Here is a 15,729-nt window from a genome sequence, read left to right on the forward strand (position 1 = left end):
GGACCACTGGACCAGGACCACTGGACCAGAACCACTGGACCAGGACCGCTCAATCAGGACAGCCGTGACGATCGGGTTGATGCGATATGACGGATGACGAGAAGCTCCGCAGCTATCTCAAGCGGGCGACCGCCGATCTGCGTCTGGCCAGGCGGCAGTTGCGCGAGGTCGAGGACCGCGCCCGGGAGCCCATCGCCATCGTCGGGATGGCCTGCCACTTCCCCGGCGATGTGGCGACCCCCGAGGATCTGTGGCGGGTGGTGGACGAGGGCGTGGACGTCATCTCCTCGTTTCCCGAGGACCGTGGCTGGGACCTGGAGAGCCTCTACGACCCGGATCCGGAGCACGCCGGCACCAGCAGCGCCCGCGAGGGCGGATTCCTCCGCGATGTGGCCGACTTCGACGCCGAGTTCTTCGGGATCAGCCCACGTGAGGCCGCGGCGATGGATCCGCAGCAGCGGCTGCTGCTGGAGACGGCGTGGGAGGCGTTCGAGCGCGCGGGGCTCACGCGGGAGGCGCTGAGCGGCAGTGCCACCGGAGTGTTCGCCGGGGTGGACTCGTACCACTATCTGTCGCTCATCGGCCAGACGACCAGCGACTCGGCGGGCTATGTGGCCACCGGAAACCTCGGCAGCGTGGTCTCGGGCCGGGTGTCGTACTCGTTCGGCCTGGAGGGGCCCGCGGTCACGGTGGACACGGCGTGCTCGTCGTCACTGGTGGCCACGCATCTGGCGGTGCAGGCACTGCGGCAGGACGAGTGCTCGCTGGCCCTCGCGGGCGGAGTGACGGTGATGGCCACGCCCGGTGGGTTCACCGAGTTCTCGCGTCAGCGCGCGCTGTCCCCGGATGGGCGGTGCAAGGCGTTCGCGGCGGCGGCCGACGGTACGGGCTTCTCCGAGGGCGTCGGCCTGGTGCTGCTGGAGCGGCTGTCGGACGCGCGGCGCAACGGGCACCGGGTGCTGGCGGTGATCCGGGGCTCGGCGGTCAACCAGGACGGTGCGTCGAACGGTCTGACGGCGCCGAACGGGCCCTCGCAGCAGCGGGTGATCCGGCAGGCCCTGGCCAACGCGGGGCTGTCGCCGTCCGAGGTGGACGCGGTGGAGGCGCACGGTACGGGCACCACGCTGGGCGATCCGATCGAGGCACAGGCGCTGCTGGCCACGTACGGAAGGGACCGGCCGGAGGGACGTCCGCTGTGGCTGGGCTCCGTCAAGTCCAACATCGGGCACACCCAGGCCGCCGCCGGTGCGGCCAGTGTGATCAAGATGGTGCAGGCCCTGCGGCATGAGGTGCTCCCCGCCTCGCTGCACATCGACGAGCCGACGCCGCATGTGGACTGGGACGCGGGTGCGGTGCGGCTGCTGACCGAACCGGTCGAGTGGGCGGCGAATGGACGGCCGCGCCGTGTGGGCGTGTCGTCGTTCGGCATCAGCGGTACGAACGCCCATCTCATCCTTGAGCAGGCCCCCGAGCCAGTCGAGGCCGCCCCCGCGCCGGACACCTCGGGGGGCGGGGTGTCGGCAAGTGGTGTTTCGCCGGGTGGTGTGGTGCCGTGGGTGGTCTCCGGACGTGGCGCTGAAGCATTGCGCGGTCAGGCACGCGCACTGGCCCAACGAGTGGCCACCGACCCCCAGACATCAGCGGAGGAAATCGGCTGGTCACTCATCGCCACCCGGTCCGTCTTCGACCACCGCGCCGTCATCGTCGGCGAACACCGCGACGAACTCCTGACCGGACTCAACGCCCTGGCCACCGGCCACACCCACCCCACCATCATCGAACCAAACACCACCACCAGCGGCGGCACCGGCCCCGTCCTGGTCTTCCCCGGCCAAGGCTCCCAATGGCTCGGCATGGGCGCCGGACTCCTGGACACCTCCCCCGTCTTCGCCACCCGCATCGCCGAATGCCAACAAGCCCTCGCCCCCCACATCGACTGGTCCCTGACCGAAACCCTGCGCGGCGGAACCAACGCCGCCGACCTCACCCGCGTCGACGTCGTCCAACCCGCCCTGTGGGCCGTCATGGTCTCCCTCGCCGCCCTATGGGACCACCACGGCGTCACCCCAACCGCCGTCATCGGCCACAGCCAAGGCGAAATCGCCGCCGCCTGCGTCGCCGGAGCCCTCTCCCTCGACGAAGGCGCCCGCATCGTCGCCCTCCGCGCCCACGCCCTCCGCCGCCTCGCCGGCCACGGCGCCATGGCCTCCCTCACCCTCAGCCAAACCCACACCGAACAACTCCTCACCAAACTCGGCGAACCAGCCCACAACGTCGGCATCGCCGCCGTCAACGGACCCGGCTCCGTCGTCGTCTCCGGACCACCCGAACAAGTCGCCCACACCATCACCGCCTGTGAACAAACAGGCCACCGCGCCCGACTCATCGACGTGGACTACGCCTCCCACAACACCCAAGTCGACCAAATCGCCGAGGAGTTGAATGAACTCCTCGCCGGGGTCAAGCCGGTGCCGGGCCAGGTGGCGTTCTACTCGACCGTCACCGGCACCCGCATGGACACCAGCGGACTCGACACCGCGTACTGGGTCAAGAACCTCCGCGAACCAGTGCGCTTCGCCGACGCCGTACGAGCACTCCTCGACGACGGCCACCGCGTGTTCATCGAAGCCAGCACCCACCCCGTCCTCACCATCGGCATGCAGGAGACCATCGAGGAGGCGGGGGTCGACGCGGTCACCATCCCGACCCTGCGACGCGACCACGGTGGCGCGGTCCAGCTGGCACGGTCGGTGGCGCAGGCGTTCACCGCCGGAGTCACGGTCGACTGGACCCGCTGGTTCCACACCGACCCCGCACCCCGCGTCATCGACCTGCCCACCTATGCCTTCCAGCGTGAGCGGTACTGGCTGGACGGAGAGGGCGGGCCGGGTGGTGACCCGGCCGATCTGGGGCTGACGGCCGCCGGGCATCCGCTGCTCGGCGCCTCGGTGGAACTCGCGGACGGCACCACTCACGTGCTCACCGGCCGGATCTCCACGCGGTCCCATCCATGGCTCGCCGAGCATGTGGTGGCCGGTGCGGTGCTGGCGCCGGGCGCGATGCTGGTGGAGTGGGCGCTGCGAGCGGCCGACGAGGTCGGCTGTGGCGGGGTGGAGGAACTGGCGCTCCAGGTGCCGCTGGCGCTGCCCGAGTCCGGTGGGCTGCGGGTGCAGGTGGTGGTGGGTGCCGCGACGGAGGACGGGCGGCGTGAGGTGCGGATGTACTCGCGTCCCGACCGGCCCGACCCGTCCCACCGGCCCGACCGTCCCAACGACCCCAACGGCGTCGGCCACGCCCCGGCCCTCGATTCCGGCCCGGTCACGGGGTGGGTGTGTCATGCGGTGGGCGTGCTCGCACCCGCCGCCGACGCCCCCGCACCGGTGGAGGGCCTGGGCGGGGCATGGCCGCCGCCGGGCGCGGAGCCGCTGGACGTCGGCGCCTTCTACGAGCAGGTGATGGCGGCGGGGTACGGCTACGGCCCGGCGTACCAGGGCCTGACGGCCGCGTGGCGCCAGGGCGGGGATGTCCTCGCCGAGGTGGCACTGCCCGATGCCGCGGGGGGCCGGGACGGATTCGGCATCCATCCGGTGCTGCTGGACGCGGCGCTGCATCCGTCGCTGCTGATGGACCGGCCCGAGGGACAGGAGGACGACGGCCAGGTGTGGTTGCCGTTCGCCTGGAACGGCGTGTCTCTTTGGGCCACCGAGGCGGCCTCGGTACGGGTCCGGCTGTCCCGGGACGAGGAGCGGCAGTCGCTGCGGCTGACGGTGGCGGACACGGTGGGCGCGCCGGTGCTGACGGTCGACTCGCTGGTGACCCGTCCTGCCGCGACGGACCGGTTGCCCACGGCCGCCCGTGCCGTGGACGGGCTGTTCACCCTGGACTGGACGCCGCTGCCCGCTCCGGCCACCGCACCGTCCGCCACCTCGGTGGTCGGCGACGGCGGTTGGGTGGTGCTGGGCGAGGACCGGCTGGGGCTGGCGGAGTCGGTCCGGGCGGGCACGAGCGATGCGGTGGCGTGCCATCCGGACCTGGAGGCGCTGATCGCGGCCGTCGACGCGGGCGAGCCCGCTCCTGCCGTGGTCCTGACCCATCCGTACGCCGCCGAGGGCCGCCACGGGGACGGGCTGGAGGCGACCGAGGAGCTGCTGGGACTGGTGCAGTCCTGGCTGCGGCGCCCGGCGCTGGCCGACACGCGGCTGGTGGTCGTCACACGGGGCGTGGTTGCGTCGGGCCATCCCGGCAGGAACGCTGATGCCACCGACAACACTCACGACAACACACTGGACCCGTCCGGCGCCGGGGCGTGGGGGCTGATCCGCAGCGCCCAGTCGGAGAACCCGGGCCGGTTTGTGCTGCTCGACCTCGCTGAGGGCCACGCGGACCGCGAGGGCCTCGTGGAGGCCGTGGTACGCGCGATCGACGCGCATGAGCCCCAGGTGGCGGTGCGGGACGGACGGGTGCTGGTGCCCCGGATGGTCCGTGCGACGGCCGCGACCGGCCCGGCCGTCGACGGCCAGGACGAGGAGGAGACCACCTGGCTCGACACCGAGGGCACCGTGCTGATCACGGGTGGCACCGGCACCCTCGGCGCTCTGGTCGCCGAACACCTGGTGCGCACATGGGGCGTCAGGCATCTGCTGCTGGTGAGCCGGAGCGGCCCGGAGGCCGTCGGCGCGGATGAACTCACCGATCACCTGACCGAGTTGGGGGCGCGGGTACACATCACCGCGGCCGATGTCACCGACCCGGACGCGGTGGCCGATCTGGTGGCCGGGGTCGATCCCGCGCATCCGCTGACCGGTGTGATCCACGCGGCCGGGGTGCTGGACGACGCCGTCCTCACCACCCAGACCCCGGAGCGGCTGGCGCGGGTGTGGCGCCCGAAGGCCACGGCCGCGGCCCATCTGCACGCCGCGACCGCGGAGCTGCCGCTGTCCCTGTTTGTGATGTTCTCCTCCACGGCGGGCACGCTTGGCGCCTCCGGACAGTCCAACTACGCTGCGGCGAACGCCTATTGCGACGCCCTGGCCGCCCGGCGCCGCGCCCTCGGTCTGCCGGGGCTCTCGGTGGCGTGGGGCCTGTGGGCCGACGCCAGCGGGATGACCGGGCATCTGGGGGAGACGGACCGGGCCAGGATGAGCCGGTCGGGCATCGGGGCGATGTCCAGCGAGCGGGCGCTGGGGCTGCTGGACGCCGCCGTGCGCCATGGCCACCACCATCTGATCGCCATCGACTTGGACGTACGGGCGCTGGCGGGCCGGCCGGCGCTCACCCTGCCCGCTCCCCTGCGGGCGCTCACCGGTGGCGGTACGGCCCGGCGCACCGCGGCCACGGCCCGGCCGCACACCGACTGGGCCGGTCATCTGGCCGCGCTGCCCGTGCAGGAGCAGCGCCGTACGCTGCTCAATCTGGTCCTCACCCATGCGGCGGCGGCGCTGGGCCACTCCGACCCGGGGCGGATCCAGACCGAGCGCGGCTTCCTGGAACTCGGCTTCGACTCGCTCACCGCGATCGAGCTGCGCAACAGGCTGACGGCCGTGACCGGGCTGCGGCTGGCCACCACCCTCATTTTCGACCACCCGAATCCGGCCGCGCTCGCCGTCCATCTGCATGCGGAATTGGCGCCCGAGGATGTGGATCCGCTCGCCCCGATGCTGGGCGAAATCGACAGGCTGGAAAGCGCGCTGCTTTCCGTTGCCCAGGACGAGACGGCGCATGAGGCGCTGTTGAAGCGCCTTCAGTCCACGCTGTCGAAACTGGGCGCCCTGCACGGCGGCGGGACGGAGGAAGGCCAAGCGGCCGGCCGCATTCAGGACGCCACGGCCGACGAGATCTTCCAGTTCATCGACCAGGACCTGGGCCGAAGCGAAAGCGACGGAGAGCATGCACATGGGGGCACACGGTGATTGATGAGCGAAGCCGGAAGAAGCTCATTCTCGAGCACAGCCGCCGGATGAACGCCGCGGATGTCGACGGGCTTCTCGAACTCTACGCGGACGAGGTCACGTTCGAGGACCCGGTCGGATCGGGGCTCAGGACCGGACGGGACGCCCTTCGTGCGCATTTCGAGGAACTCGCCGCGGCGGGTATCACCGAGATTCCCGGCGAGCCGGTCGCGGGGCAGGACGGGGTGCATGTCCTGGTGCCGGTGACGGCCACCATGGACTATCTGCCCAAAGGACCCGGCTTCGCCGAGCGCGGCTGGCTGACGGCTCAGGACGCCCCGGAGAACTCCCGCATCACCTGGGATTACGTCCTGATGATGCGCGCGGGGCCAGGTGGCCTCATTCAGGAACTGCAGATGTTCTGGGGGAGGTCGGACATTGGTATCGCCGACTGATCCCCCACGACCCCGGCACCGCACAGGAGGCGTTCATGGCCGATGAGGCGACCCTCAAGAGAATGGCTCTGGAATACGCGCGGCGCATGAACGAGGGTGATGTGGAAGCCGTATTGGAGCTGTTCTCGGACGACATCGTCTTCGAGGACCCGGTCGGCGCGCCCCCGCTCATCGGAAAGGACGCGCTTCGCGAACATATCGCCTGGTCCATCGAATGCCAGGTGCACGAGACCCCGGGCCGTCCGGTCACTTCCATGGACGGCCGCAGGGTGGCGGTACCGACCACGGTCACGGTGTACGCGCCGACCAAACTCACCTTCAGCATCATCGGGGTGATCGAACTCGGTGATGACGGTCTGGTCCATCACGCCCAGGCTTTCTGGGGCATCACGGACACGAAAGTGGGCGACGGTCCCGAACTCACCGGTGTCGCGCATTTCATGGCCGTCACCCAGAACCTCGCCAAGATGGTCCAGGCCAAGGGCAGCCCCAGTCCGACGGGAAAGCCGTAAGCGGTGAAGGGAGGAGAGCGAAAACCATGACCGAACCCACACACGGAATCGTTCTGGGCGGGGGCTGGGCGGGAATGCTGGCCGCCCATGTGCTGGCCCGGCATCTGGAGCGTGTCACCGTCGTGGAGCGCGATGTGCTGCCGGACGGCCCCCGGCACCGCAAGGGATCGCCGCAGGGCCGCCATGTCCATGTGCTGTGGTCCAGCGGCGCGCGCATCGTGGACACGCTGCTGCCGGGCATGATCGACCAACTGCTCGACGCGGGCGCCCGCCGGATCGGGTTCCATCAGGATCTGGTGACCTTGACGTCCCACGGCTGGCAGCACCGCTTTCCGCCGCGGCAGTACGCCCTGATGTGCACCCGCCCGTTCCTGGACTGGAAGGTACGCGACCGCGTACTCGCCACCGGGCGGATCACCGTGCGCCGGCGCGCCGAGATCCTCGATCTGGTCGGCGACGCCAAACGGGTCACCGGGGTCCGGGTGCGCGACGTGGACACCGGGGCGGGCGAAACCCTGGAGGCCGATCTGGTGGTCGACGCCTCCGGGCGCGGTTCCCGGCTCCGGCACTGGCTGTCGGCGCTGGAGGTGCCGCCGCTGGAGGAGGACATCGTCGACGCGGGCATCGCCTACGCCACCCGCGTGTACCAGGGTCCGCCGGGCGCCGCGGCCGGATTCCCCGCCGTCAACGTGGCCGCCGACCACCGGCTGCGCGAGCCGGGCCGGTTCGGGGTGGTGTATCCGCAGGAGGACGACACCTGGATGGTGACCCTGTCGTGCACCCGGGGCGCCGGACTGCCCACCCACGACGACGAGTTCCTGCCCTACGCGCGGACACTGCGTCATCCGCTGGTGGCCGATCTCATCGCGCTCGCGAAGCCACTGACCCCGGTGGCCGTCTCGCGGGTCGGTGCCAACCGGCGGCTGTATCCGGAGCGGCTGGACATCTGGCCGGAGGGGCTGCTGGTGCTCGGGGACGCGCTGGCCGCGTTCAACCCGATCTACGGCCATGGCATGAGCTCGGCGGCTCGCGCGGCCGCCGCGCTGGACACCGAGCTCCAGCGGTCCGGGATCGCCAGGGGAACGACGCACCGGGCCCAGCAGGCGATCAGCGCCACCGTGGACGACCCCTGGATCATGGCCGCGTCCAAGGACGTGGAGTACGTCAACTGCCGGATGAACACGACGGATCCACGGCTGACGGGCGGGTCCGTGGCGCGGCAGCGCTTCTCCGATCTGATCGCCGACCGGTCGATTCGCTCCTCGGCGGTGTGTGATGTGGTGACCGACGTCATCAGCCTCACGGCCCCACAGTCCGAGCTGGCGTCCAGCGGCTTCCTGTCGCTGATGCAGAAGGACCGGGTCCTCCCGGAGCTCACCGAGCCGCCGCTGACCGCCGATGAGCTCGCGCTGGTGGATCTGAGCCCGCGCAGCGCAGTGGGTGCGGGCGGCTCATGAGCAACGAGGAGAAGCTCGTCGACTATCTCAAGTGGACCACGTCCGAGCTCCATGAGACCCGGCAGCGGCTGCGGGAGGTCCAGGAGGAACTGGAGGAGCCGATCGCCATCGTGGGCATGGCCTGCCGCTTCCCCGGCGGTGTGCGCACCCCGGCCCAGCTGTGGGATCTGGTGGCCGACGGACGGGACGCCGTCTCCAGCTTCCCCACCGACCGGGGCTGGGACCTGGAGAACCTCTACCACCCCGATCCGGAGAACCACGGCACCTCGTATGTGCGGGCCGGCGGTTTCATCTATGACGCGGCCGACTTCGACGCGGAGTTCTTCGACATCGGAGCCCGGGAGGCGGCGGCCATCGAACCGCAGCAGCGGATGCTGCTGGAGCTGGCGTGGGAGGCGACGGAGAGCGCGGGCATCGATCCGCACACCCTGCGGGGCAGTCGGACCGGCGTCTACACGGGGGTGATGTACCACGACTACGCCTCGCGTCTGGACGAGATCCCCGAGGGTCTGCTGGGCCAGGTGGGAAACGGCAACGCGGGCAGTGTGTCCTCGGGCCGGGTGGCGTTCACCCTCGGCCTTCAGGGCGCGGCGGTCAGCCTGGACACCGCGTGTTCGTCGTCGCTGGTGGCGATGCATCTGGCGGCCGGGGCGCTGCGGCGGCGCGAGTGCACGCTGGCGCTGGCCGGTGGCGCCGCCATCATGTACACCGCGAGCGTATTCCAAGTGGCCTCCAGCCAGCGCCAGTTGTCGCCCGATGTCCGGTGCCGGTCGTTCGCGGACGCCGCCGACGGCATGGTGTACGGGGAGGGCGCCGGTCTGCTGCTACTGGAGCGGCTGTCGGACGCACGGCGCAACGGCCATCCGGTGCTGTCCGTGATCCGCGGCTCGGCCATCAACCAGGACGGTGCCAGTACGGGCATGGCCGCGCCCAACGGCCCCGCCCAGCAGCAGCTGATCCGCGACGCCCTGGCGAACGCCCTGCTGTCCACGGGGGACGTGGACGCGGTGGAGGCGCATGGCACGGGTACCGCGTTCGGTGACTCCATCGAGCTCCAGGCGCTGCTCGCCACGTACGGGCAGGACCGTCCGGAGGGCCGGCCGCTGCTGCTCGGATCCATCAAGTCGAACATCGGTCATACGCAGGCCGCCGCCGGAATGGCCGGTGTGATCAAGATGGTGATGGCGATGCGCCGGGGCGTACTGCCGCGTTCGCTCCACATCGACCGGCCGACCCGGCTGGTGCACTGGCGGAAGGGCGCGGTGCGGCTGCTGACCGAGCGGATGGACTGGCCGCGGGTGGACCGGCCGCGGCGGGCCGGGGTGTCCTCGTTCAGCGCCAGCGGTACCAACGCCCATGTGATTCTGGAGGAGTTCACCGAATCGGTGAAGGGTGCCGCCGACGAGGGTGGCGCCCGCGACCCTGGGGTGGTGCCGTGGGTGCTGTCCGCGCGGGGCGCGGCGGCGCTTCGCGGCCAGGCCCGTGCGCTGGCCGCACATGTGGCCGCCGCTCCGAGGCTGTCCCCCACAGACGTTGGTTGGTCGCTGGTGACCACGCGGTCGGTGTTCGACCACCGGGCGGTCGTGGTCGGCCGGGGGCCGGACGAGCTGAGGGCGGGGCTGGCCGCGCTGGCGGCCGGTGAGCCGCACCCCTCGGTGGTGGGGCCCGATGTGGCCCGTACCGGCGCGACGGCCTCGGCGGGCGGGACGGTGTTCGCCCTCGGTGGCGAGGGCGGTCATCCGCCGGGGACGGGCCGCGAGCTGTACGACCGGTTCCCCGTCTTCGCCACGGCCTTCGACGAGGTCGGTGAGCTGCTCGGGACGAAGGGGGAGCACGACGCGTCCTCCCGGGCCGGGCTGTTCGCCCTCTACATCGCGCTGGCCCGGCTGCTGGCCTCGGTGGGGGTGCGGCCCGACGCGGTGGTGGGCCGTGGGGTCGGTGAGATCGCCGCGGCACACATCACCGGGGCTCTGGGCCTCGCCGACGCCTGCCGACTGGTGGCCACCGACGCCGGTCCGGGCCCGGTGGAGTACGAGCGGCCACCCATGCGCTCGCTCGACGAGGCCGGCGCGATGTGGGAGCTGGGACCGCGGGCGATGCTGCCTTCCGCTCCGGCCGCGCTGGTGCTGGCGCCCTTCCGTGGTGAGGTGGCCGAGGTGCGGGCGCTGATGTGCGGCCTGGCCCGTACGCACACCATGGGCGCCACCGTGGACTGGGCCGCCCTGTTCGACGGCGACCCGCCTCCCCGCGCCGTCCCACTGCCCACCTACGCCTTTCAGCGACAGCGCTTCTGGCTGGAGAACGAGGCGCCGTCGGATGCCGTGCCCACGGTGGAGACCTGGGCGGAGGCCGAGTTCTGGGATGCCGTGGAACGTACGGACGCGGCGGCCCTGACCCGGGCGCTCGAGGTGCCCGCCGAGCGGCGGGAGGTGCTCGCGGAGATCCTGCCCGCCCTGGCCACCTGGCGGCGGCAGCGGGAGTGGCGCTACCGCATCGCCTGGAAGCCCCTCCCCGATCCGCCGACACCGCGGCTGACCGGCACCTGGCTGGTCGTGACGTCCGGCGCCGGCGGGGACGACGGCACGGTGGCCGCCATGACCACCGCGCTGCGCGACCATGGCGCGGAGACCGTCATGTTCGCTCCGAACGCCGCACTGTCCCTCGCCGGGCGGCCGGTCGCTGGGGTGCTCTCCCTCCTGGCGGTGGAAGACGCTCGGCCACCGGCCGACGACGGGCGGAGCCCGGCGCTCGCGCCGACCGTGGAGTTGTTCGAGACGCTGCGGCGGGCCGGGGTCGAGGCCCCTGTGTGGCTGGCGACCCGCGGTGGCGTCAGCGTCGACGTGGGCGATCCGATGTCCCGTCCGGAGCAGGCCGGACTCCGGGGCCTGGGCGGCGCGCTGGCGATAGAGCGTCCGCCCCGGTGGGGCGGGCTGGTCGAGCTGCCGGACAGGTTCGACGACCGCGCGGGGCGGCGGCTCGCGGGCGTGCTGGCCGGGGCGTACGACGAAGTGGACGTGGCCGTACGAGGCGACAGTTGCTTCGCCCGGCGTCTGATGCGCGATGTCCCCACGGCCCTCACCACCCCCGCGCGACGGCTGCGGGGAACGGTCCTCATCACGGGGGCCGCCACCGCCCTCGGCGCCCACACCGCCCGCTGGGCGGCCGGGGACGGCGCCGAACACCTGCTGCTTGTCGACACCGCGCCACCGTCCGCCGCCCTGGTGGCCGAGCTCGACGCCTCGGGCGTACGGACGTCCGTGGCCACCATCGACGTGGCGGATCGGGAAGCACTCGCCGCGGCCGTCGCCGGCATTCCCGCGGAGTTCCCGCTGACGGCCGTCCTGCATCTCACGGCGCCCCTGGCCACGGAGGCGGGGCAGCTGGAGGTGGCGCGGATCGAGCGCGAGTGGGCGGCCACGGTGGCGGGCGCGGTGAACCTCTGTGCCCTCGGCAGCGACCATGAGCTGTCGGCCTTGGTGCTCGGGTGCTCGGTCGTGGGCGTCCTGCCCAGCCCGGGTCTGGGCAACCAGGCGCCGGCACACGCCTATCTGGGCGCGCTCGCCCAGGAGTGCCGGGCGCGGGGCGTTCCGGCGACGTCGGTGTGCTGGGGCTCGATCGACGACCCCGACACGGCCGTCGGCGCCGCCAAGCAGCTGCGCGCCAACGGGCTGCCCGCACTCCCCCAGCACTCGGCCGCCGCGCTGCTGCGGCAGGCGGTCATGGCGGACACGGCGTCCGTGGTCATCGCGGACATCGACTGGGCCTGGATGACCGCACACGCCTCCGAGCTGGGAACACATCGGCTCTTCGATGACGTCTCCGGCCCTTCGAGCACGCCGCATACCCACCGCGGTCGGTGACCGACACCGACCGGCCCCAACCAGGCGGGAGTACCCATGAACGCACACACCAAAGTCAACAATCACACCCCCGGCGACGGCACCGGAGCTCAAGGAGAGGGATCCGCGATGCAGACGGAGAAGAGCGAGACCGCACTCGACGGGGCGGCGCTGCACCAGGCGCTCGCCATCGCCACGGCCGAGGAGCGCGAGGACGTCATGCGGGAGGCCGTACGGACGCAGCTGGCCGACATCCTGGCGCCCACCGTGGTGGACGACGACAGCAACTTCCTGGAGAACGGGCTCACTTCGCTGACCGCTCTCGAGCTCACCCGCAATCTGATGACGCTCACCGACGTGGAGATCCCCCTCGTCGCCATCCTGGAGTACCCCACCCCGGCCCAGCTCGGCCACTACCTGGCCGAGGCGTACGCAGCGGTGAACTCCGGTGACGGCGCCACGGCCTAGTCCGGCCCGCCGGGCACAACGCCGCGCGGGAGGGGATCAGCCCCCTCCCGCGCGGCGTTTTCGGTGATGTGGGGCAGGTGCGTCAGAAGGCGCACTGCACATGCTTGATGGCCTCGACGAAGCTGGCCACCAGCCGCCGGGGCTCCCCCACCGTGCGGATCTCCGGCAGCCGGCTGAACAGCTCGCGGAAGAGCACCGTGACTTCCATCCGGGCGAGATGGGCGCCCAGACAGAAGTGCGGTCCGACCGACCCGAAGGTCATATGGGGATTGGGGTCCCGGGTGATGTCGAACTCGTAGGGGTCGGGGAAGACGTCCTCGTCCCGGTTGGCCGACCAGTAGAAGAGCAGCAGTTTGTCGCCCTCCTCGAAGCGGTGGCCGTTCACCTCGCAGTCGCGCCGGACGGTGCGCCGCATCCAGTTGATGGGGGTCGCGACCCGCAGGATCTCCTCGACCGCGCCCGGCGCGTAGGCCTCGAAGTCGGAGAGCAGCAGCTTCCGCTGCTCCGGGTGCTCGCTGAGCAGCACCAGACCGCGCGAGATGGCGTTGCGGGTCGTCTCCATTCCGGCGACGACGAGCAGGATGAAGAAGGACGAGAGCTCTTCGGGGCTGAGCCGCTCACCGTCGATCTGCGCCTGCACCAGCCGGGTGATCAGATCGCCCGTGGGGTTGCGGGTGCGGTCGGCGGCGAGCCGTGCGATGTAGTCGGCGAGTTCATGGGAGGTCTTCAGCAGGGCGGCGGTGGCCTGATCGGCCCGGGGAACATATTCGGGGTCGAAGGTGCCGACGATGATATTGGACCGGTCGTAAATGAACTCGTAGTCGTCGTCGGGAATCCCCATCATGCCGCTGAGTACCGCGATCGGCATGATCGCCGCGACCTTCCGGACGAAGTCTCCCGGCCCTTCCGCGATAAGGCCGTCGACAATCTTCCGGGCCGCCTTGTGGGAAGCCGCCTCGAACTCGGCGGCCATTCCCCGGCCGAACGCGCGGGAGACCAGCCGACGCATCCGGGCGTGCTGGGGATTGTCCATATTGATCATCGATCCGAAGAAGTTGTCGAACTCCTCCGGCAGATCGATGATGCTGATCGCGGTGGGCACGGAGCCGAAGTCCTGCGGACGCCGGCTCACCTCGGCGATATCGGCATGCCGGACCATCGCGTAATAGCCGGACCCCTGCCCGAACCCGGGCATGACCGGCTCGCGGAAGAGAACGGGCTCCGGCCGTCCGCGCAGCGCCGCGAAGGCGGCATCGCGGTCGCCGTAGGGCTGTGCCCAGAAGGACAAGTCGGTGAGGTCGATGTTGTCGATATGAGCGAACCTGGATTCCGGGGGATACACGGCGCCTCACTTCGGTTCGGAGTCTGCGGTCGGCAAGGGAGGTGGGTCGGCATGAGAGTATGAATCGCCCGGCCATCCAGCATCTCGCCTCCCGCTAAAGCGCCGCTAATTCGCGCATACATCACATCCCCCAGCGGTCGAATCGGATTGGGCGGTCCGGCTAGAATTCCGCCATGGATCTTTCCGTGCCCGTAACCGACGATGTGAAATTGCATTTCCGGCACCGGCCGGGAACGGCGTCGCTTCCCTTTCTCCTGGTCCACGGCATGGCGTCGAGCGCCCGGCTGTGGGACGAGGTCGCCGACCATCTGGCCGCCGCGGGCCATGCGGTGTACGCGGTGGATCTGCGCGGCCACGGGGACTCCGACACCCCGGAGACCGGATACGACATCCCGACCGCGGTAGCGGATCTGGTGGCGGCGTCCGCCGCCCTCGGGCTGGACCGGGTGGTGGTGGCCGGTCACTCCTGGGGCGGCAATATCTCGGTGCGGCTGACCGCCGAGCACCCCGGGCTGGTCGCCGCGCTGGCCCTGGTGGACGGCGGCTGGCTGGAGCCGGCCAAGGCGTTCTCCTCCTGGGACGCGTTCGTCGGGGCGCTGCGGCCGGCGTCCTTGGAGGGTGCCACCGTGCAGAGCGTGAGCGACTACTTCCGCGCCATCCACCCGGACTGGTCCCCGGCGGCGATCGAGGCCGCGGTGGCCACGATGCGGGAGAACCCGGACGGGTCGCTGTCCCGGCGCATGTCCACCGAGCAGCACCTGTCGATCCTGCACAGCATCTGGAACGAGCCGCCGCGGCCGTGGTACGCGGCCATCGACGTGCCCACCCTGCTCATGCCCGCCATCCCCAAGGGCGCGGACGCGAAGTGGGCGGACCGCATCCGCTCCCGCATCAGGGAGACCACGGCCGATCTGCGCCATGCGACGATGCGCGAATATCTCGACTCCGAGCACGATCTGCACGCCCAGCACCCCCGGCGGGTGGCCGACGACCTGCTCGACCTGGCCCGCGGCCTCCGGCCGGTCGGCGACGCTCGCTGACCGGCACGGCACCCTCCGCCACCGACGGCTAGGCCCTCCGCAGGGTCTCGGCTCGCTTCTCGATCGCCGAGATCAGCGCTCCGACCGTGGCCTCGAAGATCTGCTCGTCCGTCACCTCGGCGAGTTCGGCGCTCAGACGGGTGATGTTCGGGAGTGCCTGCGGGTCGACCAGCCGGTACTCGCGGGTCCAGGCGGACTCGTCGGCCGCGCGGGCCTCCGCGTCGAACAGGAAATAGGCGGCCTGCTGACCGACATAGGCGAGCAGTGAGTCCGCGACCATACGGTAGTGGAGGGCCGCCTCGGCGCCCTCGAGTCCGGCCTCCATGACGGCGCCGAGGATGAGTTCGACGACCCGGAACTCGTTGGGCCGCCGGGTGGTCCGGCTTGCCATGGCCGAGCCCACCACCGGGTATTTGAGGGCGACCGCCAGCGAGCCGTCGGCGAGTGCCCGGATGCGCCCCTTCCAGTCAAGGCCCTCGGGGATGCTGTCGAGCACCTCCCCGAGCGTGCGGTCCGCGACGGACAGCAGCAGCTCGTCCTTGTCGCGAAAGTGCCGGTAGATCGCGGTCGGGTCGGCACCGAGCTCCTCGCCCAGGCGCCGGACGGTGAAGGCGTCCTCACTACCGCGAGCCGCGATGCGCAGGCTCGCGTCGATGATCGCGTCGGGCGTCAGCTGACTGCCTGCGCGCTTGCTCCGGGCCGTGTTGGCGGGTGACTTCGGCATGGTG

9 protein-coding genes are annotated in these 15,729 nt (G+C 71.1%); 7 read left to right on the forward strand and 2 right to left on the reverse strand.

Going from position 1 to position 15,729, the window contains the following annotated elements; translation table 11 throughout:
• The first annotated feature begins 86 nt into the window (after positions 1-86).
• The 6 genes from ACMTAK_RS07010 to ACMTAK_RS07035 are packed head-to-tail and all read left to right on the forward strand — an operon-like array spanning position 87 to position 12,619.
• The gene (locus tag ACMTAK_RS07010) at positions 87-5,909 is read left to right on the forward strand and encodes a type I polyketide synthase (RefSeq protein ID WP_413805365.1); all 5,823 of its coding nucleotides are present in this window, start codon (positions 87-89) and stop codon (positions 5,907-5,909) included.
• Positions 5,906-6,343: a nuclear transport factor 2 family protein gene (locus tag ACMTAK_RS07015; RefSeq protein ID WP_413805366.1), complete on the forward strand. Its 438-nt coding sequence runs from the start codon at positions 5,906-5,908 to the stop codon at positions 6,341-6,343. The genes ACMTAK_RS07010 and ACMTAK_RS07015 overlap by 4 nt, the downstream gene beginning before the upstream one ends.
• Positions 6,344-6,378: 35 nt before the next feature.
• Positions 6,379-6,855 (forward strand): nuclear transport factor 2 family protein, encoded by a 477-nt coding sequence (locus tag ACMTAK_RS07020; RefSeq protein ID WP_262706062.1) that lies wholly within the window; start codon positions 6,379-6,381, stop codon positions 6,853-6,855.
• Positions 6,856-6,881: 26 nt separating this feature from the next.
• On the forward strand, positions 6,882-8,312 hold the full coding sequence (locus tag ACMTAK_RS07025; RefSeq protein ID WP_413805367.1) for an NAD(P)/FAD-dependent oxidoreductase: 1,431 nt from the start codon (positions 6,882-6,884) through the stop codon (positions 8,310-8,312).
• Entirely contained in the window at positions 8,309-12,172 is a 3,864-nt protein-coding gene (locus ACMTAK_RS07030; protein ID WP_413805368.1) for a type I polyketide synthase, read from the forward strand. Before ACMTAK_RS07025 ends, ACMTAK_RS07030 begins: the two co-directional genes overlap by 4 nt.
• Positions 12,173-12,208: 36 nt before the next feature.
• Positions 12,209-12,619, forward strand: a complete 411-nt coding sequence (locus tag ACMTAK_RS07035; RefSeq protein WP_413805369.1) for an acyl carrier protein — start codon at positions 12,209-12,211, stop codon at positions 12,617-12,619.
• 82 nt (positions 12,620-12,701) lie between these two features.
• On the opposite strand, the gene ACMTAK_RS07040 is transcribed toward ACMTAK_RS07035, so the two are convergent.
• Complete coding sequence (locus ACMTAK_RS07040; RefSeq protein ID WP_413805370.1) at positions 12,702-13,961, reverse strand: cytochrome P450; 1,260 nt, start codon at positions 13,959-13,961, stop codon at positions 12,702-12,704.
• 173 nt (positions 13,962-14,134) lie between these two features.
• Between ACMTAK_RS07040 and ACMTAK_RS07045 the strand changes: the two genes are divergently transcribed.
• Positions 14,135-15,001, forward strand: a complete 867-nt coding sequence (locus ACMTAK_RS07045) for an alpha/beta fold hydrolase (protein ID WP_413805371.1) — start codon at positions 14,135-14,137, stop codon at positions 14,999-15,001.
• Positions 15,002-15,029: 28 nt separating this feature from the next.
• Here ACMTAK_RS07045 and ACMTAK_RS07050 read toward each other — a convergent pair whose 3' ends face one another.
• Entirely contained in the window at positions 15,030-15,725 is a 696-nt protein-coding gene (locus ACMTAK_RS07050; protein ID WP_413805372.1) for a TetR/AcrR family transcriptional regulator, read from the reverse strand.
• Positions 15,726-15,729: the final 4 nt, after the last annotated feature.

This window comes from Streptomyces lacaronensis, assembly GCF_047337785.1.
Classification (GTDB): domain Bacteria; phylum Actinomycetota; class Actinomycetes; order Streptomycetales; family Streptomycetaceae; genus Streptomyces; species Streptomyces lycopersici.